A 22,228-nucleotide genomic window follows, 5' to 3' on the forward strand; every position below is an offset into this window, starting at 1 on the left:
ACCGTGAGCAGCGTGGTTCCGAGCGGAGCGAGGACTCTCGAAACGCGAACGGCGACCGCGCGAAGCGCAACCCTTGTTAGCGGGCGACGCCGTCGTTCGTGGTATGAGCCACGACTCGCCCCCGGTCCGCCGCCTCGCGGACTGGGACCACGACCGACTGGGTCGGCTGGCGGCCGACCACGGGACGCCGCTGTACGTGCTGGACCTCGACCGCGTCGCCGCGAACTACGAGCGGTTCGCGGCGGCCTTCCCCGACGCCCACGTGATGTACGCGGCGAAGGCCCACACCGGCGGGGCCGTCCTCTCGAAGCTGCTGGCGACCGGCGCGGACATCGAGTGTGCCGCGTGGGGCGAACTCCACCGGGCCATCGAGGCCGGCGCGGACCCGAACACGCTCCAGTACACCGCGGTCAATCCGCCGGACCGGGACCTCGACTACGCCGTCGACCTCGCGGCGGACAATCCGGGCCTGACCGTCACCGGCGGGGCGCGGGACACCTTCGACCGGCTGGCGGCACGGGGCTACGACGGCCGCGTCGCCGTCCGCGTCAACCCCGGCATCGGGACGGGCCACCACGAGAAGGTGGCGACGGGCAAGGACGCGAAATTCGGCATCCCGTACGACGAGGTGGCCGACCTGGCCGCGGACCTGGCCGATCGCTTCGACCTCGTGGGCCTGCACGCCCACGCCGGCAGCGGCGTCCTCCACGACGACCTCGACGACCACTGCCGGGCCATCGGGAAGGTCGCGGACCTCGGCCGGCGGGTCGAGCGCGAGATCACCGACCTGGAGTTCGTCGACTTCGGCGGCGGGTTCGGCGTCCCCTACCGCGAGGACGAGGAGCCACTCGATATGGGGGTCGTCGGCGAGAGGGTCCGCGAGGCCGTCGGGGAGCTGGACGCCCAGATCAAGCTCGAACCCGGGCGCTACGTCGTCGCCGACGCCGAGCTGATCCTGACCGAGGTGAACACGGTCAAGGAGACGCCCGCCGCCACCGTCGTCGGCGTCGACGCCTCGCTGGCGACGCTGATCCGGCCGGCGATGTTCGGCTCCTACCACCCCATCCGGAACGTCTCCGCGCCCGACCGCGACCCGGAACCCGTCTCGGTCGGCGGCCCCTGCTGTACGAGCGCGGACGTGTTCTGTACCGACCGGCCGATCGCGGAGCCACGGCGCGAGGACCTGCTGGCCGTCGGCAACGCCGGCGCGTACGGCTACGAACTCGCGAACCAGTTTCACTCCCAGCCACGGCCCGCCGAGGTGGCCGTCGAGGACGGCGCGGCACGGGTCGTCCGGGAACGCGAGACCATCGACGACGTGACCCGCGTGGAGCGATGAACGGGGCATACGACATCGACGCGTTCCACCGCGCGGCCGTCGAGACGCCCTCCCACGAGTCGGTCGAGGAGATGCGGTCCCTGCTGGTCGAGACGCTCGACGACGAGGGGTTCGACCCGACCGTCGACGACCGCGGGAGCGTCCTCGCCACCGCCGGCGCGGGGGACCACGAGGCCGCGGCCGACGCCGACACGCACCTCCTGCTCAACACGCACATCGACACCGTCCCGCCGCACGTCCCCTACGAGCGGCGGGCGGAGCCGCCCGGCGACGGCGGCGACGCGCGTCCCGGCTCGGAACAGTCGAGCGGCCGGCGTCCGCGAGACGGCGCTGAGGGGGAAGGAGACGTGGTCTGCGGTCGCGGGGCCTGCGACGCGAAGGGGCCGCTCGCCGCGCTGCTGGACGCCTTCCTCACCGTCGATCCCCGCGACGGCGCGGTGACGCTCGCGGTCTCGACGGACGAGGAGACGACCCAGACCGGCGGCGCACACCTCGCCGAGACGATCGACGCGGACGCCGCGATCGTCGGCGAGCCGACGGGGCTGGACGTCTGTACGGCCGCCAAGGGGCAGTTCGAGGGGACGGTGACGATCCGCGGCGAGAGCGCCCACGCCGCCGACCCCGAGAGCGGCCTGAACGCGATCCGGGCGGCGGCCCCCATCCTGCAGGCGATGGAGACGTTCGACGAGGGCGAGACCCGGGGGGCCTCGGAGTCCGCCAGCGGTGACCGGACGGAACCGCGAGCGCGCGGACCGGGCGAACACGACCGGCTCGGCCGGCCCGTCCTCACCGCGTCGATGATCGAGGGCGGCGAGGCGACGAACCAGGTGCCGGCGGAGTGTACCATCACGTTCGATCGGCGGTCGGTGCCGCCGGAGACCAGCGCCACGTTCTGTACGGAACTGGAGGCCCACCTCGCCCAGTGGCTCCCGACCGGGATGGACCTCGAGGTGAGCCTCCTCCGGCCCGACACGCCGTTCCCGGAGGCGTTCGCGACCGACCCCGACGCGACCCTCGTGCGGACCTTGCAGGAGGCAAGCGGCGGGGCCACGCGGCCGTTCGGTGCGGCCACCGAGGCGTCGTACTTCGCGGAACACTGCCCGACGGTCGTCTTCGGCCCCGGCGACCTGACCGACGGGGTGGGCGCGGTGGCTCACTCCGACCGGGAGTACGTCCGCCTCTCCGAGGTCCGGACGGCCGCCCGCGCGGTCCGGGAGACGCTCGAGCGCCTACTCCAGTAGCGCCATCGCGTCCTCGTCGCTGACCTGCCCGAACTCCCGGTAGTACCGGCCGACGGCACCGAACCCGGGCGGCTCCTCGAGGGCGACGACGCGGTCGGCCTGACTGGCGAGTTCGCGCGCCGACTGGGGGCTGGCGACGGGGACCGCGACGACGACACTCGCGGCCCCGGCGTCCCGGACACGCCGGACGCAGGCACGCATCGTCGCCCCGGTCGCGAGGCCGTCGTCGACGATCACCACGCGCTCGCCCGCGAGGTCGAGCGCCGGCCTGTCGCCCCTGTACCGCCGGAACTTCTCGGCGGCCGCCTCGTGCTCGCGGGCCGTCTCCCGTTCGAGGTACGCCTCGTCGAGGTCGAGCGAGGCGATGATCGCCTCGTTGCGCCACGTCGTCCCGTCGTCGGCGACGGCGGCGACGGCCAGTTCGGGGTTGTCCGGCGCGCCGACCTTCCGCGCGACGACCACGTCCAGCGGGACGCCGAGCGCGTCCGCGACCGGCCGCGCGACCGGGAGCCCGCCCCGGGGGATCGCCAGCACGACGTCCGCCTCGATGCCCCGCTCCCGGAGTCCGGCGGCGACTCGCTCCCCCGCTTCCGTGCGGTTCGTGAACATACCTCTCGCTACGGTCGCCGGTACCAAAGCCTCCCGCCCGGCCGAGGAGGCCCAACGACTAAGCGAGCGACGGGCGAACCCGCTCTTATGGACTCCCTCCTCCTGTTCCCCGGTCTCCCGGGTGGCCCCGAACTCCTGCTCGTCCTGATTATGATGGCGATGTTCGCGGTCGTCCCGCTGGCCCTCGTCGTGGCCGCCTACCTGTTCGGAAAGCGACGCGGACGGGACGAAGCCACCGACGGCACGGACCGCGAGCGTGTCGAGTAGCGGACACTGCTCGGGCGGCTCAGGGACGCTGCGACCCGAACCGACTGGTTTAACCGTGACAACCTCCGAGACGGGTTCGTGTCACCAGAGCCAGCAGTTCCGACGGGTCCGGCGGAGCTGACCAGTCGGGCGTACCACCTCACCGTCGACGACGGCCGCGACTCGTTCTACGCGCTGAGTATCGAGGCTCCCGACGCCGACGGCGCGTGGCTCGCGTCGGACACGGTCCGCTCGCTCGAGAATATGCGGTAGTCAGAAAGGCGTTTCAGCCGGGGTGCTGTAGCCGGGCGTATGGTACTGTTGCAGGGCGTCCCGGTGGGGATGGCGGTCTTCGTCGTGCTGTTGCTCGTCGCGATGACGCTGCCGGTGGTCGTCGTCCTCGCCATCGCGCTGTGGGTCACCCGCGACCAGTGGGGCGACAGGAAAGACTACGCCGACGGCGCGGGACCGCCCGGTGACGAGGCCGACGACGCCGGTCCGGGCGACCGGAACGGCTGAGCCGTCACTCGGTCGGGACCGGCCCCGTGCCGACGACCTCGCGGACCGCGTCCTCGAACTCGTGGCGGTCGGCGAAGTACGGCTCGTCGACCTCGCCGAGCACGTCCGCGAGTTCTCTGGGGCCGTCGGGCGTGCGGACGACGGTGTCGCCCTCGCGGTCGACGACCGTGCTGTGTTCGATCCCCCAGGTCAACCGCGCGCTGACGCGGGCCAGCGGCGCGCCCTCGACGTCCGGCCCATCGCCGAGTTCGACGGCCGGTTCCGCCTCTTCCTCGCTGTCGTCGTCGCTCATACCTCTAGGCTCCCGGCCGGTCCGATTAGTGCTTTCGGAACGCGAGCGCCGCCGCCTCGCAGTCGCTCGCGCGTCGTGCGCGCGTCTGACGTGGTGTTTTGGTGATGGATACCGTCCAGACGCGTATGACCAGCCTGACGGACGTCTACGAGGGGGAGGTGGGACGTGTCGCGTCGCGCCGCCAGCAGGTCGCCGGGACGGCGCTCGTCGGTGCCGGGCTCGGGGCGCTCGTCGCCGCCATCGCGCTGGCGACGACGGACGTGGGGGCGGTAGTCGGGCTCGGCGACTACGCAGCCCGGGAGGTAGCGGGGATCGTCGCCGGGGTCGGTCTCCCCGCCGTCGTGTTCGGGGTGTTCGCCGTCCTGCCGGCCAGTCGCCGGGTCCGTGCGACGGCCCTCGTCGGTGTGGCCCTCTCGCTGCTGGGGGTCGCGGCCTTCCGCAGCGTCTACCCGAACAGCTGGATGGCCAACGACCCGCTGCTGGCGCTGGGGGTCAGCGCCGTCTACCTCGCCGGGGTGTTGACGACGTTCTGGTGTCTGTTCGCCGCCCTGGCGACCTTCGAGACGCGCAAGGCACCGGGCGGCACCGCGCGGATGCGCATCACCGAGGCCGGCACTATCGAACTCGTCGAGGAGGCCCGCCCGATCCCGGGGCTGGGCGGCGTCGGGCTGCTCGGGAGCGACCCCGACGGCGGCGTCGAGACCCAGACGAACCGCAGCGACGCCGGCCGGGGCACCGTCAGCGACGGCGGCGAGGGCGAGGTCCTCGGCGCACCGTCCACCGGGTCGACCGATGGGGGGTCGGACGCAGCCGGTGGCGCGGGCGGGACCGACGCCGGCACTCGTGACGCCGGAGCGGGCGACCGCCAGGCCGTGGCCCGAGCGGACTCGTCCGGGTCGACGACACCGAGCGGTCCCTCGGAGCGTGAGGTCGACGCCGACGTCGCCACCGCCGGTCCGGAGGCGTCGAACGGGGGGACGACGACCCAACCGACCGGCCACGACCCGATCACGGAGACGGCCGCCCACCGCGGCGAGCCGGACAGCTACTGTGGCAACTGCCGGCACTTCCAGTACGTGATGGCCGACGGCGACATCCAGCCCCACTGTACCTTCCACGGGGAGGCGCTCGACGATATGGAGGCCTGCTCGGCGTGGGTCGAGAACGACTGACCCGAATCCGGGCGTTTAACACGGGCGGCACGCGTAGCCCTGGCTAACATGGAGTTCTGCGACGACTGCGGTTCGATGATGAAGACAGAGGGCGACAAGTGGGTCTGCGGGAGCTGCGGGAACGAGACGCTCCGCGACGAGGCCGCCGAGCAGGAGATGGCCGTCACCACGCAGGGCCAGGAGGAGTCCGAGGTGGTCGACACCTCCGAGGTCGACGCCGGCGACATGGGGCCGACGACGAACGAGCGGTGCCCGGAGTGTGGCAACGACAGGGCCTTCTACGAGATGAAGCAGATCCGGGCGGCAGACGAGTCAGAGACCCGATTCTTCACCTGTACCGAGTGCGAGCACAAGTGGCGCGAGGACGACCACTGAGAGCGTGTCCGACGACGCCTCGTTCCCGGCGGTGCCGACCGACGCCCTCGACGAGGGCGGCTGGGCGCTGGCCGACGAGAGCGTCGAGACGGTGTTCAAGTTGCCGACGGCCAGCGTCGTCGGCGCGACCCGGGTCTACGACGACGAGCGGACCCGGGAAGCGGCCCAACGGGCTGCCGGCGTCGACCAGCAGTGGCGCTTCTTCTTCGCGACCGCGCTGACGTTCACCCCGCCGCTCGCGCCCGGGATCGGACCGGCGATGATCCTCTCGACCGTCCGCTCGGAGGCGGAGTCGACGTTCGCCGACGAACTCCGGGACCGTGGGTTCGAGCGCGTCGAGCGCGGCCGCCGGGAGCGCGTCCGCACGGACAGCGGCGACCGCGCCCGCCTGCGGACCTACTCCGGTGAACTCGCCCTCCCGGCGGCCGACGCGGCGCTCTCGATAACGGGGTGGGTCGGGGTCTGGCACGGCGACGGGTTCCGCATCGCCGCCGGCGCGTACCCGGACCGGCCGGTGGCGGACGTGCTGGCGCTCGACGACCCGCCGACCGAACTGCGGCGCGGGCCGCGGGACTACCGCGAGGAACTGCTGGCGCTCATCCGCGCCGTCGAGTGAGCGCCAGTAACGCCCCCTCGGGGACGAGTTCGACGGGGCCGAGCCCCAGCAGCCGAGCGACCCTGCCCGGGGCGGCGTCTGCGCCGATCCGGCCGACCGGGACACCACGGACCCGGACCTCGACGGTCAGGTCGACGGAGGCCAGCGCCGCCGCCGCGTCCGTCGGGTCCGCGGGGCTCGACCGCCGGAGCGTGAGCGCCGCCGGCAGCGAGGGGAGGTCGACGGCGACGAGGTCCCCGTACCCGACCACGCGTCCCTCCGCGCCGTCGACGGCGACGGTGAGGTCGGCGTCGACGCCCAGCGGCGGCCGGTCCTCCAGGGCGTCCAGCAGCTCGGCGAGCGTCGTCGCGGGCTCGCGCTCGTCGGCGGCCGTCCGCGTACTCACTCTCGCTCGCGGGTCGTGATGGTGAGCGCGCCGTCGAGTCGCCAGTGGGCGTAGTCGGCGTCCTCGCCGGTCTTGCTCGGGACGTCGACCTCCATGTCCTCGAACTCGTACGTGATCTCGGCGTTGCGCCCGGTGAGTCGGTCGTACAGGCCGATCGCCAGCTCCGGCCACGTCGTGGTCTCGTCGGGTGTCTCTGCGTCGCTCATACGAACCGGTATACGTGACGACAGGTCTTGAAAGCACACCCAAACGGGCGGGACCGCTCCGCTCAGGGTCGGCGGGCGAACGTCAGGTAGCCCGTGTGGCCGACGCCGCCCGTCGACGGGCGGGAGCCGCGGTGGTCGAAGTCCATCTCGCGCTGGATGGTGTCGAGCGTCTCCACGTCGGTCAGGCCGGCCGACTCGGCGGCGTCGACGGCCGCCCGGGTGTTCTCGACGAACGGCGAGTACACCGCCAGCGACCCGCCGCGGTCGAGCAGCGTCGGCGTCCGCTCGACGACGGTCGGTGCGTCCTCGGTGTCCAGCGTCACCACGTCGAACCCCGAGAGCGTGTCCAGGTCGTCGGTCACGTCGCCGGTCCGCACCTCGACGGCGTCGGCCACGCCCGCCGTCGCCATGTTCTCGCGGGCCACCTCGGCGAACTCCGGGTCGATCTCGTAGGTCACCACGTCGGCCCCCAGCCGACCCAGGTAGGCGCTGAGGATACCCGTCCCGGTGCCGGCGTCGAGCACGCGGTCGCCCGCCGCGACGCCGGTCTTGCCGACCACCAGCCCCACGTCGCGGGGCATCATCGGCGCGCCGGTGCGTTCGAGGTGGGTGAACAGGTCCGGGCCGCGCAGCCGGCGGACGGTGAAGCCGGTCCCGAGATGGGTCTCGACGACGTCGCCGGGCTCGACGTCCTCGGGGACTTCCAGAATGCCCAGATCCGACTCGAAGCGCTCGCCGCGGTCCAGCAGGTACTCGCGGTCCTCGTGGACGAAGAGGTAGGCCACGCTACTCCAGCTGGTCGACGGCGTCCGCGAGGTCGCCGTCGTTGTCCTCGAGCGCCTCGCGGGCGGTGTCCTCGTCGACGCCGGCCCGCATCGCGACCAGTTCCACGTCGTCGGCGTCGACGGCGGTGCCGTCGTCGCCGTCACCGTCGCCGTCGTCCTCGGCGGCCGCGTCGTCGGTCTCGCCGCGCTCCCGGGACTCGGGGTCGCCGACGACCTGGTAGGTCTTCTGTCCCTGGGCCTCCATCAGCTGGACCTCCGCGTCCGTGAAGACCAGTTCCTCGTCGGGGGTCCGGATGATCACCTCTTCGGCGTCGATGTCCTCCATGTCGATGCCCATCTGTTCCATCATCTGCTTCATCTTGCGAGGGTTCATCCCCCCGCCGCCTCCGCCGAACATACCTCGGAGTGCGCGTTACTGGGGGAAAAGTGTCACGACCCGTCCCGTGAGGGTCCGGGGACGGTCGCCTCCGGGCGGCCCTTCACTTTCAAGCCGCAGGCACCCCAACGTCGCGCTATGGCACACGTAGCGGTCCACCGCGACGACGTCGAGCTGGACGAGCCGACGCTGGTCGAGGGGCTGCCCGGCGTCGGCCTGGTCGGGAAGATCGCCGCAGACCACCTGGTCGACGCCTACGGGATGGCCCACTACGCGACGGCGTACTGTGAGGGGCTGCCGGAGATCGCGGTCTACGCCGAGGGCGACCCCGAGGTGCGGGGGCCGGTCCGCATCCACGCGGACCCCGACCACGATCTCCTCGTCCTCCAGAGCGACGCGCCGGTCTCTCCACAGGCCGCCGACGAGTTCGCGAGCTGTCTCAGCGCCTGGTTCGAGAGCCAGAACGCGACGCCGATCTTCCTCAGCGGGATGCCGGCCGAGAAAGGCGACAGCCCGCCGTCGGTGTACGGCGTCGCGACGGGCGAGGGGGCGGCGCTGCTCGACGAGGCCGGCGTCGACCCGCCGACGGAGTCGGGTGCGGTCACCGGCCCGACGGGCGCGCTCGTCCACGAGGCTCAGCGGCGGGGCCTGACGGGTGTCGCGCTCGTCGTCGAGGCCGACCCGCAGTTCCCCGACCCGGAGGCGGCGCGGGCGCTGCTGAACACCGCCATCGGCCCGCTGGGCGAGTTCGAGGTCGACACCGACGCGCTGGTCGAACAGGCCGAAGAGATCAGCGAGGCCAAGGAGCGGCTGGCCCAGCAGATGGGCGAGGCCGAGGACGAGAGCACGAGCGCACGGCCGCTCGGGATGTACCAGTGAGCGTCGACGCCGAGGCGGTCGCCAGGCTCGTCATCCTGGCGGTCGCCGTGGTCGTCGTCGGTGCGCTGGCGTGGTTCCTGTTCCTCGCCGTCCCCGGCGACCTCGCGGGGCTGCTCGGCGTCCTGCTGGTGCTGGGGGCGGTCGGCCTGGCGGCGCGGATCGCGAGCAACGTCGCGGGCTCGCTGATCCCGGCGCACAACGTCGCCGAGGTCGCCGTCGAGGGACCGATCACCCGCGACGGCGGCGGCGGGCTCGCCTCGCCGCCGACCGGTGCCAGCGCCGACGACGTCGTCGAGCAGATCGAGCGGGCCGACGAGGACCGCGGGAGCGAGGCGCTCCTGCTGAAGCTCAACACGCCCGGCGGCGAGATCGTCCCCAGCGAAGACATCCGGCTGGCCGCCGAGCGCTTCGACGGCCCGACGGTCGCGTACGCCACCGACACCTGCGCCAGCGGCGGCTACGACATCGCCGCCGGCTGTGACGAGCTCTGGGCGCGGGAGGGGTCGATCGTCGGTTCCATCGGCGTCATCGGCTCCCGGATCAACGCCAAGGAACTGGCCGACGAACTCGGGCTCTCCTACGAGCAACTCACCGCCGGCGAGTACAAGGACGCCGGCCTCCCGCTGAAGGAGATGCGGGAGGCGGAACGCGAGTACCTCCAGGGCATCGTCGACGACTACTACGACCAGTTCGTCGAGACGGTGGCCGAGGGCCGGGAGATGGACGCCGACGAACTCCGGGCCACCGAGGCCCGCGTCTACCTCGGGAGCGAGGCCGCCGAGCTGGGGCTGGTCGACGAGCTCGGCACCCGCGAGGACGTCGAGGACCGCCTCGAAGACCGGCTGGGCGAGCCGGTCACCGTCCGTGAGTTCGAGCCCGAGCGACCGCTCCCCGCCCGGCTGCTGGGCGGCGCACAGGCGACCGCGTTCGCGTTCGGTGCCGGCGTCGCGAGCGTCTTCGACGGCGACGTGGACGGGCTCTCCTTCCGTCGTTGACCGCGCGAGGGTTTTTTATTCCGCGCCCGTCTCTGATCCACCGTGACCACGCTGGTGGTGTGTATCGACCGGGACAGCCCGGTTGCGGGCGAGTGTCCGGTCGTCGGTCGGGACGCCGTCGAGTCGCTCATCACGGAGACGGGCGTCGTCGACCCCGAGGACAGCCGCGTCAACTGTCTGCTGGAGGGGCTGCGGGTCGCCGACGACCTCGACGCCGACGGTGACGACCCGGTCGTCGCCGTCGTCGGGAGCGGCGGCGACGCCGTCGGTGCCGACCGCGACATCGCCGCTCAGACCGAGGAGCTGGTCGAGACACACGACCCCGACTCGGCGGTGGTCGTCGTCGACAGCGCCGAGGACGAGCGCCTCGTCCCCATCGTCGAGAGCAGGGTCCGCGTCGACGCCGTCGACCGCGTCGTCGTCCGGCAGGCCCGGGACATCGAGTCCACCTACTACCTCCTCAAGCAGTTCCTCGCCGACGAGGAGCTCCGGACCACCGTCCTCGTGCCGCTTGGGATCGCCCTGCTGGCCTTCCCGATCCTGCTGATCGTCGCCGACAGCACCACCATCGCCGTCGGGGCCATCGCGGCCGCGCTCGGCGTGTTCCTCATCTACAAGGGCCTGGGGATCGACACGTACCTCTCGCGGCTCCCCGGGCAGATCCAGGAGGCCCTGTACTCCGGCCAGGTGTCGCTCGTGACCTACGTCGTCGCCGGCGGCCTCTCCGTGGTCGGCGTGTTCGCCGGCGCGCTGGAGGTGTCGCCCGTCGGTTCCACCGGCCCGTTCATCGTCGCCAACACGTTCCTCTTCGAGTCGGTCCCGTGGCTGACCGCGGCGGCGCTGGCGGCGTCGCTCGGACGGTTGCTGGACGAACTCCTCGAACGGGACGGGCTCCGCAGCGCGTACGTGAACCTCCCGTTCGGCGCGGTCGCGGTCGGCCTCGTCGTCCGCGGGTTCTCGGCGTACTTCCTCGAACGGGCCGGCGTCTTCGAGGCCTTCCGGGTCCCGACGATGTCGTTCGGTATCGTCGAGATCAACGGCTTCCCGATGGAGGCCGGTACCCGCCTCGCGCTGTTCATCCTCGCGGGCATCCTCATCAGCCTCGTCGGCGTCCGCGTCGCCGCCTACGTCAACGAGAGCGACATCGAGCAGGAACTGGTCGAATAGGGGAGCGACGGCGATCGCACACCCGTCCTTCGCGCTCTCGATCCGGTCGGTACAGCGAGGCCCCTCCGACGACATCGGTGTGTCTGCCGTTCGGCTACTCCGACAGGTGGGCGGTGATGTCGGTCGAGGAGACCATCCCGACGTAATCGTCGTCGACGACCGGGAGGTGTTTGATACCGTACGTGGTCATCATCGCGGCGACCTCTTCCATGTAGAGGTCCGGGGAAGCGGTCTCGATGTTGGTCGTCATCACGTCCGCCACCTGTAACTCCGAGACGTTTCGTCCGTCGGCGATCGCGTCGAGCACGTCGGTACTGCTGACGATGGCCCGCGGCGTGGTCTCGACGAGGAGTGCGTTGATGTCTTTCTCTCTCATCCGCTGCGTGGCTTCGACCACCGTCGCCTCCTCCGAGACCGTCTCCACGGGGGTGGACATCACGTCTCGGACAGTCGTTCTCTCGTCAGAACTCATACTACCAGGGACTGGCGCGAGTAGTAAATGTGTGTTCCTGTCGTAGCGACCAGATCACCGTCTCGTCGCCGGCAGCATACGGGCAGCCACTCCCGGGAGGGCGGGGGCGGACGTACCGTCGACACTGGGCGGATGCGTCCCCTCGACGGCCGTGAACCGCGGCCTCGTGAACCGTCCTCTCACACTCGCGGATAGACAGCGATTTACCCCGTCGTCGGCTACGCCCGCGTATGTCCGACGGTGCGTGGGTCTCGCTGTTCTCCGGCGGCAAGGACTCCTCGTGGGCGTTGTACCGGGCGCTGGAATCCGGCCGTGCCGTCGAGCGGCTGGTGACCGTCCACCCGGAGGGCGACTCCTACATGTACCACGTCCCGGCCACCCGGCTGGCCCGACTGGCCGCCGAGAGCGTCGGCATCCCGCTCGTGGAGGTCGAACCCGACGACTTCGACGCCGACGAGGTCGTCGACTCGGGCGCACAGGGCGACGCCGAACTGGAGCCGCTGGAGGCCGCGCTCCGGGCACTGGACGACGACCTCGACGGCGGCATCGCCGGCGTCACGGCCGGGGCCGTCGAGAGCGAGTACCAGACCTCCCGCATCGAGGCGATGGCCGACCGACTGGAGGTGAACGTCTTCGCGCCCCTCTGGCAGGAGGACCCACGGGCGCTGGCGGAGGCGATGCTCGACGCCGGCTTCGAGATCCGCATCGTCCGCGTCGCGGCATACGGCCTCGACGAGTCGTGGTTGGGCCGCCGGCTCGACGCCGACGCGCTGGACGAACTGGCGGCGCTCAACGACGAGTACGGCGTCCACGTGCTCGGGGAGGGCGGCGAGTTCGAGACGCTGGTGACCGACGGGCCGCACATGGACCGTCGCATCGAGCTGGACTACGACACGGAGTGGGACGGGACGCGAGGGACGATTCGGGTCGAGGACGCGCGGCTGGCGGAGTGATGGACGGTCGGGAGCGAGCGTGTTCTAACTGTCTCTGCCCCGCGCCCACTCCAGCACCGGCTGGAGCCGGTCGGCCAGTTCCTCGCCCTCCTCGGTCAGTTCGTACTCGACGCGGGGCGGGATCTCGTCGTACTGCTCCCGGGCGATCAGGCCCTCGTCCTCGAGGTCGTCCAGCCGGGCCGACAGCGTCGAGGTGCTCGCGTCGGGGACGTGGTCCTCGAGCGTACCGAACCGGACGGAGCCGTGGACCGCGAGCACGCAGACGACGTCCATCACGTACCTCCGGCCAAGCAGGTCCAGCACGTCCGAGAGCAGGCAGTAACACCGCGGGTCGTCGGTCGCACAGTCGAACTCGCGCATAGCTTCGAATCCTCGGACTCGGTCCAGCACTTTGGACTTCACAGCTTAATAACTTCGGATAGCAAAGCGAAAGCGTATGACGGACAGAGAGGCTGTCGACGACAGTATCGGGCCGACGACCGACCTCGAAGCCGTTCGGTTCCCGGACGACCTCGCCGAGCGGTTCGGCGTGCTGTACGGCACCGATCCGCTGCGGGACGGTAGGGAGTGGGTCGCGGCGATCCGGGCGGCACAGCGTGACCTCGCCGGCCGTGCGCCGACCGCCGAGGACCTCTGTACCACCGACGACGGCGCACACGCGTTCGTCACCGACGACGGGAGTCAGGACTACGTCTGCGTGCTGGACCCGCTGGTGGTGCCGTTCCTGCGGGACGAGGCGGGGACCGTCCGGTCGACGACGCCGGTCCGCGGCGAGACGGTCGAGACGCGGGTCGACGGCGACGGCGTCTCGGTGTCACACCCCGACGCGGTCGTCTCGCTGGGGCTCTCGGACCACGTCGACGCCGACACCGAGCCGACGCTGGCGACCGTCTACCGGCAGGTGTGTGGCTACGTCCACGTCTTCGCCGACGAGGCCGAGTACGAGACCTGGGCGGCGGAGGCCGAGGCGACGACGACAGCGGTCCCGATCGAGAGGGGCGTCGGGATCGCGGAGGAGCTGGCGGGCGAACTGTTCGGGGAGGCGGCGTAGCGACGTCAGTTGCCGTTCGTCAGCTGCGTGTGTGCGCCGATGAGCGCGCCGGCGAGGTCGAGGCTCTCGACGTGGGTGTCCTTGTCGATGATGGAGTCGCGGATGTCGGCGTCGACGATGGTGGCGTCGGGGAAGACGACGGTGTTGTCGAGGCTGGAGTTGACGACCTCGGCCCCGTCGAGGACGTGGACGTTGTCGCCCAGCGTCGTGTTCTCGACGACGGCGTCCTCGGCGACGACGTTCTCGCCCTCCAGCTCCCAGGCGACGGCTTCGAGGTAGCTCTCCGGCGTCCCGATGTCGTACCACGCGCCGTCGAAGGAAAAGGATCGGACGGTGTCCTGGTCGACGAGCCACTGGATGAACCAGCCCGGTTCGTCGGGGTTGTTGCCGCCCGAGAGGTACTCGTCGAAGCGGATGGCGTCGCTCGGGAACGCGTAGCAGGCGATCGAGACCAGCGTGCTCTTGGGGTTGTCGGGCTTCTCCTGGAAGTCGACGACCTCGCCGCCCTCGGTCTCGATGAGGCCGTAGGACTTCGCCCTCTCCAGGGAGCCCACGTCGTAGGCGGCCAGCGTCGGATCGCCGTGGGACTCGAACGCGTCGAGGAACTCCGCGACGTCGAAGCTGATGAGGTTGTCGCCGGCCACGACCAGCAGGTCCTCGTCGCCGAGGCCCTCCCGGTCGACCAGCTGGGCCAGCGCCCCGACGACGCCGAACTTCTCGTCCTCCTCCGTGGTCTCCTCGACGGTCAGGGAGACCTTCTCGTAGCCCGAATCCGCGACGTGGTCGCGGAAGTCGTCCGCGAACCGCTCGTTCGTGCTGACGAACACGTCGGAGATCCGGTCGTCGGCTTCGAGTTCGCCGAGGATGCGGTCGATGACGGTCGAGTCACCGACCGGGAGCAGCATCTTCGGTCGGTGTTTCGTGACCGGCCAGAGTCGCGTCGCGTACCCGCCGGCGAGGACGATCGCCTTCATACCGGTGCCCTCGCTGGCGACTGATAAGTTCCTTTTGTCTCCGGGCCGGCGGTCGGACGGGCGGCTGACGCCCGCGGAGGCCCCGCATCGGTCCATTTATCGGACTCCGGGGGCAGGACCCACTTATGACAGGGGACGACGGTGCGGACGAGCCCGGTGGCGAGGCGGCGGCCCCGACGGCGTCGGACGACGCACCGCCGGCGGACGCGGACGTATCAGGGGAGACGAACGACGACCCCGAGACGAACGTCATCGACAGGATCAACGAGATCAACGTCGAACAGAAGCTCCAGGACCTCGGGGCGGAGTTCGACGACGTGGACGTCACGGTCGAGGAGTTCGAGCTCGGGGCCGGCGCGTACGCCGACGTCTTCGCCGCCACCGACCGGACCGGCTACGACGGCAACAGCGTCGTCTTCCTGACTCGCGACGGGGCAGACCTCCCGCCGCTCAGCGACGCGCTGCCCGAGCAGGCCGAGCGTGACACCCGCGACCGCGTGCTGATGGTGCTGGGTCGGGGCGCGGACCTGTGGGCGCTGCCCGGCGGCGGGCAGAGCCAGGAGTACGAGTCGATGCAGGGGACGACGCTGCGCCGTGTCAACGAGCAGACCGGCGTCCGCTGTACCATCGCGGACATCGAGGAGGTGTTCCACCGCAAGTACTACCCGGAGACCGACGCGGAGGGGTCGGTCCACACGCTGGACGTCTACTTCCGCGGGGAGTACGCCAGCGGCTCCATCGACGTCGACGAGTCCGAACTCGTCGGCGCGGCGTGGTTCGCCGACCCGCCCGAGCGGATGACCGAGGGCGCGAAACGGATCTGGGAGTCGTTCCTCGCCGAGCGGGGCCGCGCGGACGAACTCGACGGCGTGACCACCGACGCCGACCTCGAGGTCGGGGACCCGAGCGGCGACTGAGCCGCCCGCGATCGCGCAGTCCCCCGACCGTCGCCGGTCAGTGCTCGACGAACTCCAGCAGCACGCCGCCGGTCGATCCCGGGTGGAGGAAGGCCACCTCGTGGCCCCACGCTCCGGGTCTCGGTTCGTCGTCGAGCGCGTCCCGGATGTCCCGGGTTTCGAGCGCGAGGTGGTGGATGCCCGGACCGTGGCTGTCGAGGTAGTCGGGAATCGCGCCCTCGGCGTCGGGCAGCGGCTCCAGGAGTTCGAAGTAGCCGTTCCCGAGGTCGAGGAAGGCCACCCGGAGGTCGCCGAACGTCTCCTCGTGGGCGACCGGCGCGTCGAGTGCCGCCCCGTACAGGTCCGCGAGCGCGTCGGCGTCGTCGGTCGCGACGCCGGCGTGGTCGAACTGCATACCGGCGCGTCGCCCGCGGCGGTGAAAAAACCGGCCGCCGGCCCTACATCGAGCCGCCGGGCTGGTACTCGCCGAAGACGTCCCGCAGCACGTCGCAGATCTCGCCCGTGGTCGCGTAGGTCTTGACGGCGTCGACCAGGTAGGGCATCAGGTTCTCGTCGCCGCGGGCCGCCGCCTCCAGGTCGGCCAGCGCCGACTCGACGGCGTCTCCGTCGCGCTCCTCGCGGATGGCGGCGACGCGCTCCTGTTGGGCCTGCTCCAGCTCCGGGTCGACCTCTTCGATGTCTTTCTCCTCCTCCTCGTCGATCTCGAACTCGTTGACGCCGACGATGATCCGCTCGCCGGCCTCCTGTTCGCGCTGGCGCTCGTAGGCCACGTCCTGGATCTGTCGCTGGACCCACTGGTCCTCGATGGCCTGGGCCATCCCGCCGCGCTCGTCGGCCTCGGCGATGATCTCGCGGGCCTCCGCCTCCAGGTCGTCGGTCAGGGACTCGACGTAGTAGCTCCCGGCCAGCGGGTCGATCGTGTCGGCCGCGCCGGACTCGTGAGCGAGGATCTGCTGGGTGCGCAGGGCGGTGCGGACGGACTCCTCGGTCGGCAGTCCGATGGCCTCGTCCTTGCCGTTGGTGTGGAGGCTCTGGGTCCCGCCCAGCACCGCCGCGAGGGCCTGGTAGGCCACCCGGACGACGTTGTTCTCGATCTGCTGGGCGGTCAGCGTCGACCCGGCGGTCTGTGTGTGGAACTTCAGCTGCTTGGACTTGGGGTCCTCGGCGTCGAAGCGTTCGTCCATGATGTCGGCCCAGAGCCGCCGCGCGGCCCGGAACTTCGCCACCTCCTCGAGGATGTTGTTGTAGGAGGCGAAGAAGAAGGACAGTTGCGGGGCGAACTCGTCGACGTCCAGTCCGGCGTCCAGCGCCGCCTGCACGTACTCGATACCGTCGCCCAGCGTGAACGCGATCTCTTGGGCGGCCGTCGAACCGGCCTCGCGGATGTGGTAGCCCGAGATCGAGATCGTGTTGAACTTCGGCGTCTCCGCGGCGCAGAACTCGAAGATGTCGGTGATGAGCCGCATCGACGGCTCCGGCGGGAAGATGAACGTGTTGCGGGCGATGTACTCCTTGAGCACGTCGTTCTGGATGGTCCCCCGGAGCTGCTCGCGGTCGACGCCCTGCTGGTCGCCGACGGCGATGTACATCGCCAGCAGGACGCTGGCGGGCGCGTTGATGGTCATCGAGGTCGAGACCTCGTCCAGCGGGATGCCCTCGAAGACCCGCTCCATGTCACGCAGCGAGTCGATGGCGACGCCGGTCTTGCCGACCTCGCCGGCGGCCATCGCGTCGTCGGAGTCGTACCCCATCTGGGTCGGGAGGTCGAACGCCATCGAGAGGCCGGTCTGGCCCTCCTCTAACAGGTAGTGGAACCGCTCGTTGGTCTCGGCGGCGGTCCCCATCCCGGCGTACTGTCGCATCGTCCACAGGCGGCCGCGGTAGCCGGTCGAGTAGACGCCGCGCGTGTAGGGTTCCTGCCCGGGGAAGCCCAGGTCCGCCTCGTAGTCGAGGTCGGCAACGTCGGCCGGCGTGTACAGGCGTTCTACCTCGTGCCCCTCGGTGTCCGTCGTGAACGTCTCCTCGCGTTCGCCGAAGCGGTCGACGGTCGGCTGGACCTCCTCCGCCTCCCACTCGGCTTTCGCCTCGCGGATGCGGTCCAGCTCGTCGGGGTCGAACATACGGCAACCGTGAGCGGGCGCGGGCTTAAGCGTTCGCGAATCCTTCCCGATCCTTCACGCCCCAGAGGGTCGGGGACCGAACGAGGTCGAGCCGTGGGCGGGGGGTTTATCCTGTCGGTCCCCGCACGTTCGCGTATGCCGATCGAACCCGGTGACGGCGTCACTATCCACTACGTCGGTCGCTTCGAGGGCGGGAGCGTCTTCGACACCTCGCGGGCCGACGTGGCCCGCGAGCACGGGCTGTTGGAGGCACAGGGGACCGACGAGAGCGACTACCGGCCGCTGGCGTTCACCGTCGGTGCCGGCGACATCATCGAGGGCCTCGACGAGGCCGTCGTCGGGCTGACCGCGGGCGAGACGGCGACGGTGACGGTCCCGCCGGAGAAGGCCTACGGCGAGGCAGACGAGTCGAAGGTCCGCGAGTACGACCACGGGACGTTCGAGTCGATGGTCGGGACGGAACCGGAGGTCGGGCTCCACGTCGAGGCCGAGAACGGCCTCCACGGGGACGTGACCGCGGTCCGCGAGGGGAGCGTCGAAGTGGACTTCAACCACGAACTCGCGGGCGAGACGCTGGTCTTCGAGATCGAGGTCGTCGAGGTCCGCTGACGGCGGTCAGTCGCCGGTGTCGTACTTGTAGGTCGCCTCGTCGGGGTCGATACCGAAGTCCTCCGCGCTCTCCTCGGGGTCGTCCTCGCCCGACTCGGGGGACTCGCGGACGGAGGCGTTCTTGAACCGCTCGCGGAACCGCTCGGGCATCCGGAACCGGTCGACCTGCAGGCGCAGCGGCGCGGCGTCGGGCTGGATGTTCTCCCGCTTCGTCGCCAGCCGGTCGTCCAGCGGTTCGGGGAGCTGCTCGGGATCGATGCGCTCGAAGCCGAACTGCTCGAGGTAGGAGGCCGCCCCCGTCAGCGAGTACACCACGTCGAACCCCTCGTCGCTGGCGTACTCGACCAGTCGCTCGATGATGTGCGCCCCGACCCCCTGGTCGCGCCAGGCGTCCAGCACGCCGATGCTCGTCAGCTCACAGACCGGGTCGCCGTCGTCGGGCTTGTGGATGCGGATGCGCCCGAACCCGGCCTTCTCGTGGGTGTGCTGGTCGATCGCGATGACGTAGTCGCGGGAGCGGAAGGCCGTCTCGTCCAGCCCCATCTCCTCGATGTGGTCCAACAACCAGACTTCCTCTCGGTTTTTCGCGTCCCGGACGTACATACTGGCCCGTTCGCCACGCGGGAGGAAAAGGGTTTGCGAGCCGTGCGCGTGTCTCCCGCCCGTCGCCCCACGCAAACACTTAGTCGGTTGTCAGCGAAGCCCACGGTATGCCTTCGGACTCGCTAGAAGACCTCGACCGCGTCGTCCACGAACCCGACGAGGAGTTCGTCGAGTCGACGAACGTCTGGCAGTTCATGCAGACCTACGGCATCGACGACTACGGGGAACTGATCCGCCGGACGACGACCGAGCTCGAGGGCGTCGCGGAGAGCGGCGTCGACTGGTTCTGGGACGAACTCGTCGACTACCTCGGCATCGAGTTCTTCGAGGCGTACGACACCGTCCGCGACGACAGCGAGGGGCCGCAGTTCACCGACTGGTACCCCGGCGGGGAGATAAACGCCGCCCACAACGCCGTCGACAGGCACGCCGCCCGGGACAACGGCGCACGGAACCACGTCGCGCTGATCTGGGAGGGCGAACCCGGCGACGTCCGCCAACTCACCTTCCACGACCTCTACCGGCAGAGCAACCGCGTCGCGAACTACCTCGAGTCCGTCGGCGTCGGGACCGGCGACACCGTCGGGCTCTACATGCCGATGGTCCCCGAGGTGGCGAGCATCCTCTACGGCTGTCTGAAGGTCGGGGCCATCGCGGTCCCCATCTTCTCGGGGTTCGGCGTCGACGCGACGGCGACCCGGATCGACGACGCCGAGTGTTCCGTGCTGTTCACCGGCGACGGCTTCTACCGCCGGGGGTCGACCGTCCACCTCAAGGACACCGCCGACGACGCCGTCCGGGAGGCCGGCCACGTCGAACACACCGTCGTCTACGACCGGGCCGGCATCGCGGACGACCCCGACGACACGCTGACGTGGACGAGCCGCGACGACTGGTGGACTGAGGTCGTCGAGACACAGTCCGACAGCTACGAGACGAAGTCCCTGCCGAGCGACCAGGAGTCGATGCTGCTGTACTCCTCGGGGACGACGGGCGAACCGAAGGGCATCGTCCACACTCACGCCGGCGCGCTCCTGCAGGCGGCCAAGGAGATCTACTTCGGCTTCGACCACCAGCCCGGCGACCGCTTCTTCTGGGTCAGCGACATCGGCTGGATGATGGGGCCGTGGACGCTGCTGGGCAACCACGCCCTCGGCGGCACCGTCTTCATGTACGAGGGCGCGCCGGACCACCCCGACCCCGACCGCTTCTGGGAGATGATCGACCGGCACGACCTCACCGTCTTCGGCGTGTCGCCGACGGCGGTGCGGGCGCTTCGAAAGCGCGGCGACGAGTGGCTCGAGGGCCACGACCTCTCCTCGCTGCGCCTCCTGGGATCGACCGGCGAGCCCTGGGACCCCGAGAGCTGGCAGTGGTTCTACGAGGAAGTCGGCGGCGGCGAGTGCCCGATCATCAACATCTCCGGCGGCACGGAGATCATGGGCTGCTTTCTCATGCCGATGCCCATCCAGTCGCTGAAGCCGACGACGCTGGGCGGACCGGGGCTGGGGATGGACATCGACATCGTGAACGACGCCGGCGAGTCCATCGCCGACAGCCACGAGCGGGGGTACCTGGTCGCGCGGGACTCCTGCCCGTCGATGACGAAGTCGCTGTGGCGCGGGGACGAGCGCTACCTCGAGGAGTACTGGTCGACGTGGCCGGACCTCTGGGACCACGGCGACTGGGCGCGCAAGGACGAGGACGGGCTCTGGTTCCTCCACGGCCGGGCCGACGACGCGCTCAACGTCGCCGGCCGGAAGGTCGGCCCGGCGGAGGTCGAGGGGGCGGCGATGGAACACGGGGCGGTGAACCAGGCCGCCGCCGTCGGCGCGCCCGACGACACGACGGGTACCGCGGTCGTCCTGTACGTCGTCCTCGAGGGCGGGCAGGAGCCGAGCGACGCGCTCCGGGAGGAGATCAGGGAGACGGTCGGCGCGGAACTGGGCAAGCCGTTCCGGCCCCGCGAGGTGCTGTTCGTCGACGCCTTCCCGAAGACCCAGAGCGGGAAGATCGTCCGCCGGGCGATCGAGGCGACCTACCGCGGGGAGGAGCTGGGCGACCTCTCCAGCATCGAGAACCCCGAGGTGCTGGACGACATCGCCGAGCGGTCGTAGAGTCAGTCGGCGGGGCGGCCACGCTCGCCGGCGTCGAGGGTCAGGAGCTTCGGTAACGTCGCGAGCGCGACGAGTAGTTGGCCGCTGCCGGTGACGACGAAGGCGGCGAGGTACCCCACGTCGCCGGCGACGGTACCGCCGACGAGGATGCCCGCGAGGAAGCCGACGCTGCCGACGGCGTTGAACCCCGCCATCGCCGTCCCCCGGTCGGACTCGCCCGCGAGGTCGGTCACCAGCGCCATCGTCGCCGGCGACATCAGCGCGCCGAGGACGCCCACGAGGACCATCCCAGCCCCCGCCAGCAGGACCGTCGGGGCGAGACCGACACCGACCACCGCGACCCCGTACAGCGTCGACCCGGCGACGACGGGGAGCGTGCGACCGACGCGGTCCGAGAGGACACCGAAGGGGTACTGCAGGAGCGCGAACGGGACGAAAAAGAGCGCCAGCATCACGCCGCGCTCGGGCGGGGCCAGCCCGAAGGCGTCGGCGAAGTACAGCGTCCCGACCAGCGCGAAGAAGCCCGCCGAGAGCCGGTCGACGAAGCCGAAGGCGTACGGGACCGTCAGCGACGGGGTCGCCCTGAACGTCTCGACGGCCCGCCGGAGCCGCCCCGCGCGTCCGCTCGGAGCGCGATCGGGCACGAACGCCGCGAGGCCGGCGACGGCGAGCAAGAGGACGCTCGCGGCGTACAGCGGGAGCGTCGGCGAGACGGCCGAGAGCTGGCCGCCCAGCGGCGCGCCGATCGCCGTCCCCGACCCGATGGCGATGCCGGCCGCGCCCATGTTCCGCCCGTGGCCGCCCTCGACGTCCATCAGCATCGTCATCGCCAGCGAGAACGGTGCGATGGTCGCCGCGCCCTGAGCGGCCCGGAGCAGGAGGACCGTCTCGAAGGAGACGGCCGCCACCGCCGGCAGCCACGCCATCGCGGCGTACAGCGTCGCACCGACGACGGCCCCGCCGACGACGAGCGGGACCCGCCGCCCGGTCGCGTCGCTCAGCGCGCCCCAGACGCCCGCGAAGGCGACGAAGGCGGCGAACTCGCTGGCGAGGAACCACATACTCGCGTCGAGGTCCGTCGTCGCGCCGAGCGCGCCGACGAGTCTGTCGACGCCCGGGTACAGCAGGACCTGCGCGACGAGGACCGCGAAGACGACGGCGGCGAGGAGCCGGCGCTGCCGACTGGCGTGCACGTCGACGCGTACGCTCG

29 protein-coding genes are annotated in these 22,228 nt (G+C 70.8%); 16 read left to right on the top strand and 13 right to left on the bottom strand.

Annotation, left to right across the window (positions count from 1 at the left end; genetic code table 11):
* Positions 1 to 103: 103 nt before the first annotated feature.
* Together lysA and P0592_RS12555 are read left to right on the top strand one after the other, a co-directional pair.
* On the top strand, positions 104 to 1,339 hold the full coding sequence (lysA, locus tag P0592_RS12550) for a diaminopimelate decarboxylase (protein ID WP_276271237.1): 1,236 nt from the start codon (positions 104 to 106) through the stop codon (positions 1,337 to 1,339).
* The gene (locus P0592_RS12555) at positions 1,336 to 2,580 is read left to right on the top strand and encodes a M20 family metallopeptidase (RefSeq protein ID WP_276271238.1); all 1,245 of its coding nucleotides are present in this window, start codon (positions 1,336 to 1,338) and stop codon (positions 2,578 to 2,580) included. The genes lysA and P0592_RS12555 overlap by 4 nt, the downstream gene beginning before the upstream one ends.
* Here the strand turns inward: P0592_RS12555 and P0592_RS12560 are convergent.
* Complete coding sequence (locus tag P0592_RS12560) at positions 2,569 to 3,189, bottom strand: phosphoribosyltransferase (protein WP_276271239.1); 621 nt, start codon at positions 3,187 to 3,189, stop codon at positions 2,569 to 2,571. The two genes, P0592_RS12555 and P0592_RS12560, sit on opposite strands and share 12 nt — an antisense overlap.
* A gap of 87 nt (positions 3,190 to 3,276) precedes the next feature.
* On the opposite strand from P0592_RS12560, the gene P0592_RS12565 reads away from it, so the two are divergent.
* The 3 genes from P0592_RS12565 (at position 3,277) to P0592_RS12575 (ending at position 3,954) form a co-directional block, all read left to right on the top strand.
* A complete protein-coding gene (locus P0592_RS12565; protein WP_276271240.1) occupies positions 3,277 to 3,456 on the top strand; it encodes a hypothetical protein in 180 nt (59 codons plus the stop codon).
* A 78-nt stretch (positions 3,457 to 3,534) separates the two neighbouring features.
* Positions 3,535 to 3,708, top strand: a complete 174-nt coding sequence (locus tag P0592_RS12570) for a hypothetical protein (RefSeq protein ID WP_276271241.1) — start codon at positions 3,535 to 3,537, stop codon at positions 3,706 to 3,708.
* 39 nt (positions 3,709 to 3,747) lie between these two features.
* Positions 3,748 to 3,954, top strand: coding sequence for a hypothetical protein (locus P0592_RS12575; protein WP_276271242.1), 207 nt, complete (start codon positions 3,748 to 3,750; stop codon positions 3,952 to 3,954).
* Between the two features lie 4 nt (positions 3,955 to 3,958).
* Here P0592_RS12575 and P0592_RS12580 read toward each other — a convergent pair whose 3' ends face one another.
* Positions 3,959 to 4,246, bottom strand: a complete 288-nt coding sequence (locus P0592_RS12580) for a DUF5789 family protein (protein ID WP_276271243.1) — start codon at positions 4,244 to 4,246, stop codon at positions 3,959 to 3,961.
* Between the two features lie 125 nt (positions 4,247 to 4,371).
* Here P0592_RS12580 and P0592_RS12585 point away from each other — a divergent pair, with 125 nt between their 5' ends.
* The 3 genes from P0592_RS12585 to P0592_RS12595 are packed head-to-tail and all read left to right on the top strand — an operon-like array spanning position 4,372 to position 6,409.
* A complete protein-coding gene (locus P0592_RS12585; protein WP_276271244.1) occupies positions 4,372 to 5,418 on the top strand; it encodes a cell division protein CdpA domain-containing protein in 1,047 nt (348 codons plus the stop codon).
* Between the two features lie 48 nt (positions 5,419 to 5,466).
* Positions 5,467 to 5,793 carry a transcription factor S gene (locus P0592_RS12590; protein WP_276271245.1) on the top strand — a complete coding sequence of 109 codons (327 nt, stop codon included), beginning with the start codon at positions 5,467 to 5,469 and terminating at the stop codon, positions 5,791 to 5,793.
* Between the two features lie 4 nt (positions 5,794 to 5,797).
* On the top strand, positions 5,798 to 6,409 hold the full coding sequence (locus P0592_RS12595) for a DUF6517 family protein (protein WP_276271246.1): 612 nt from the start codon (positions 5,798 to 5,800) through the stop codon (positions 6,407 to 6,409).
* Here P0592_RS12595 and P0592_RS12600 read toward each other — a convergent pair.
* The 4 genes from P0592_RS12600 to P0592_RS12615 form a co-directional block, all read right to left on the bottom strand.
* A complete protein-coding gene (locus P0592_RS12600; protein ID WP_276271247.1) occupies positions 6,390 to 6,794 on the bottom strand; it encodes a hypothetical protein in 405 nt (134 codons plus the stop codon). The genes P0592_RS12595 and P0592_RS12600 overlap by 20 nt on opposite strands.
* Entirely contained in the window at positions 6,791 to 7,000 is a 210-nt protein-coding gene (locus P0592_RS12605) for a hypothetical protein (RefSeq protein ID WP_276271248.1), read from the bottom strand. Before P0592_RS12605 ends, P0592_RS12600 begins: the two co-directional genes overlap by 4 nt.
* 62 nt (positions 7,001 to 7,062) lie before the next feature.
* On the bottom strand, positions 7,063 to 7,785 hold the full coding sequence (locus tag P0592_RS12610) for a methyltransferase domain-containing protein (RefSeq protein WP_276271249.1): 723 nt from the start codon (positions 7,783 to 7,785) through the stop codon (positions 7,063 to 7,065).
* A 1-nt stretch (position 7,786) separates the two neighbouring features.
* Complete coding sequence (locus P0592_RS12615) at positions 7,787 to 8,182, bottom strand: nascent polypeptide-associated complex protein (RefSeq protein ID WP_276271250.1); 396 nt, start codon at positions 8,180 to 8,182, stop codon at positions 7,787 to 7,789.
* A gap of 117 nt (positions 8,183 to 8,299) precedes the next feature.
* Here P0592_RS12615 and P0592_RS12620 point away from each other — a divergent pair, with 117 nt between their 5' ends.
* Genes P0592_RS12620 through P0592_RS12630 form a run of 3 tightly spaced genes read left to right on the top strand, consistent with a single transcriptional unit; the run spans position 8,300 to position 11,202 of the window.
* Entirely contained in the window at positions 8,300 to 9,040 is a 741-nt protein-coding gene (locus P0592_RS12620; RefSeq protein ID WP_276271251.1) for a proteasome assembly chaperone family protein, read from the top strand.
* Positions 9,037 to 10,035, top strand: coding sequence for a signal peptide peptidase SppA (gene sppA / locus P0592_RS12625; protein ID WP_276271252.1), 999 nt, complete (start codon positions 9,037 to 9,039; stop codon positions 10,033 to 10,035). The genes P0592_RS12620 and sppA overlap by 4 nt, the downstream gene beginning before the upstream one ends.
* A 42-nt stretch (positions 10,036 to 10,077) precedes the next feature.
* Complete coding sequence (locus tag P0592_RS12630; RefSeq protein WP_276271253.1) at positions 10,078 to 11,202, top strand: DUF373 family protein; 1,125 nt, start codon at positions 10,078 to 10,080, stop codon at positions 11,200 to 11,202.
* 94 nt (positions 11,203 to 11,296) lie between these two features.
* Here the strand turns inward: P0592_RS12630 and P0592_RS12635 are convergent, their stop codons facing one another.
* On the bottom strand, positions 11,297 to 11,674 hold the full coding sequence (locus P0592_RS12635) for a CBS domain-containing protein (protein WP_276271254.1): 378 nt from the start codon (positions 11,672 to 11,674) through the stop codon (positions 11,297 to 11,299).
* Between the two features lie 230 nt (positions 11,675 to 11,904).
* Between P0592_RS12635 and P0592_RS12640 the strand changes: the two genes are divergently transcribed.
* On the top strand, positions 11,905 to 12,627 hold the full coding sequence (locus tag P0592_RS12640) for a diphthine--ammonia ligase (protein ID WP_276271255.1): 723 nt from the start codon (positions 11,905 to 11,907) through the stop codon (positions 12,625 to 12,627).
* A gap of 24 nt (positions 12,628 to 12,651) precedes the next feature.
* Here P0592_RS12640 and P0592_RS12645 read toward each other — a convergent pair whose 3' ends face one another.
* The gene (locus P0592_RS12645) at positions 12,652 to 12,987 is read right to left on the bottom strand and encodes a winged helix-turn-helix transcriptional regulator (RefSeq protein ID WP_276271256.1); all 336 of its coding nucleotides are present in this window, start codon (positions 12,985 to 12,987) and stop codon (positions 12,652 to 12,654) included.
* Positions 12,988 to 13,063: 76 nt separating this feature from the next.
* Between P0592_RS12645 and merB the strand changes: the two genes are divergently transcribed.
* The gene (gene merB, locus P0592_RS12650) at positions 13,064 to 13,678 is read left to right on the top strand and encodes an organomercurial lyase (RefSeq protein WP_276271257.1); all 615 of its coding nucleotides are present in this window, start codon (positions 13,064 to 13,066) and stop codon (positions 13,676 to 13,678) included.
* Positions 13,679 to 13,683: 5 nt separating this feature from the next.
* Here merB and P0592_RS12655 read toward each other — a convergent pair whose 3' ends face one another.
* Complete coding sequence (locus P0592_RS12655; RefSeq protein ID WP_276271258.1) at positions 13,684 to 14,652, bottom strand: nucleotidyltransferase family protein; 969 nt, start codon at positions 14,650 to 14,652, stop codon at positions 13,684 to 13,686.
* 125 nt (positions 14,653 to 14,777) lie between these two features.
* Here P0592_RS12655 and P0592_RS12660 point away from each other — a divergent pair, with 125 nt between their 5' ends.
* Positions 14,778 to 15,569, top strand: a complete 792-nt coding sequence (locus P0592_RS12660; protein ID WP_276271259.1) for an NUDIX domain-containing protein — start codon at positions 14,778 to 14,780, stop codon at positions 15,567 to 15,569.
* A gap of 37 nt (positions 15,570 to 15,606) precedes the next feature.
* On the opposite strand, the gene P0592_RS12665 is transcribed toward P0592_RS12660, so the two are convergent.
* Both P0592_RS12665 and P0592_RS12670 read right to left on the bottom strand, forming a co-directional pair.
* On the bottom strand, positions 15,607 to 15,963 hold the full coding sequence (locus P0592_RS12665) for a VOC family protein (protein ID WP_276271260.1): 357 nt from the start codon (positions 15,961 to 15,963) through the stop codon (positions 15,607 to 15,609).
* Between the two features lie 43 nt (positions 15,964 to 16,006).
* On the bottom strand, positions 16,007 to 17,689 hold the full coding sequence (locus P0592_RS12670) for an acyl-CoA mutase large subunit family protein (RefSeq protein WP_276271261.1): 1,683 nt from the start codon (positions 17,687 to 17,689) through the stop codon (positions 16,007 to 16,009).
* A 135-nt stretch (positions 17,690 to 17,824) separates the two neighbouring features.
* Between P0592_RS12670 and P0592_RS12675 the strand changes: the two genes are divergently transcribed.
* Positions 17,825 to 18,298, top strand: coding sequence for an FKBP-type peptidyl-prolyl cis-trans isomerase (locus tag P0592_RS12675; protein WP_276271262.1), 474 nt, complete (start codon positions 17,825 to 17,827; stop codon positions 18,296 to 18,298).
* A 6-nt stretch (positions 18,299 to 18,304) separates the two neighbouring features.
* On the opposite strand, the gene P0592_RS12680 is transcribed toward P0592_RS12675, so the two are convergent.
* On the bottom strand, positions 18,305 to 18,901 hold the full coding sequence (locus tag P0592_RS12680; protein ID WP_276271263.1) for a GNAT family N-acetyltransferase: 597 nt from the start codon (positions 18,899 to 18,901) through the stop codon (positions 18,305 to 18,307).
* A 107-nt stretch (positions 18,902 to 19,008) separates the two neighbouring features.
* On the opposite strand from P0592_RS12680, the gene P0592_RS12685 reads away from it, so the two are divergent.
* On the top strand, positions 19,009 to 21,018 hold the full coding sequence (locus P0592_RS12685) for an AMP-binding protein (protein ID WP_276271264.1): 2,010 nt from the start codon (positions 19,009 to 19,011) through the stop codon (positions 21,016 to 21,018).
* Positions 21,019 to 21,020: 2 nt separating this feature from the next.
* Here P0592_RS12685 and P0592_RS12690 read toward each other — a convergent pair whose 3' ends face one another.
* Positions 21,021 to 22,211 carry an MFS transporter gene (locus tag P0592_RS12690; RefSeq protein WP_276271265.1) on the bottom strand — a complete coding sequence of 397 codons (1,191 nt, stop codon included), beginning with the start codon at positions 22,209 to 22,211 and terminating at the stop codon, positions 21,021 to 21,023.
* Positions 22,212 to 22,228: the final 17 nt, after the last annotated feature.

This window comes from Haloarcula litorea, from assembly GCF_029338195.1.
Taxonomy (GTDB): Archaea; Halobacteriota; Halobacteria; order Halobacteriales; family Haloarculaceae; genus Haloarcula; species Haloarcula litorea.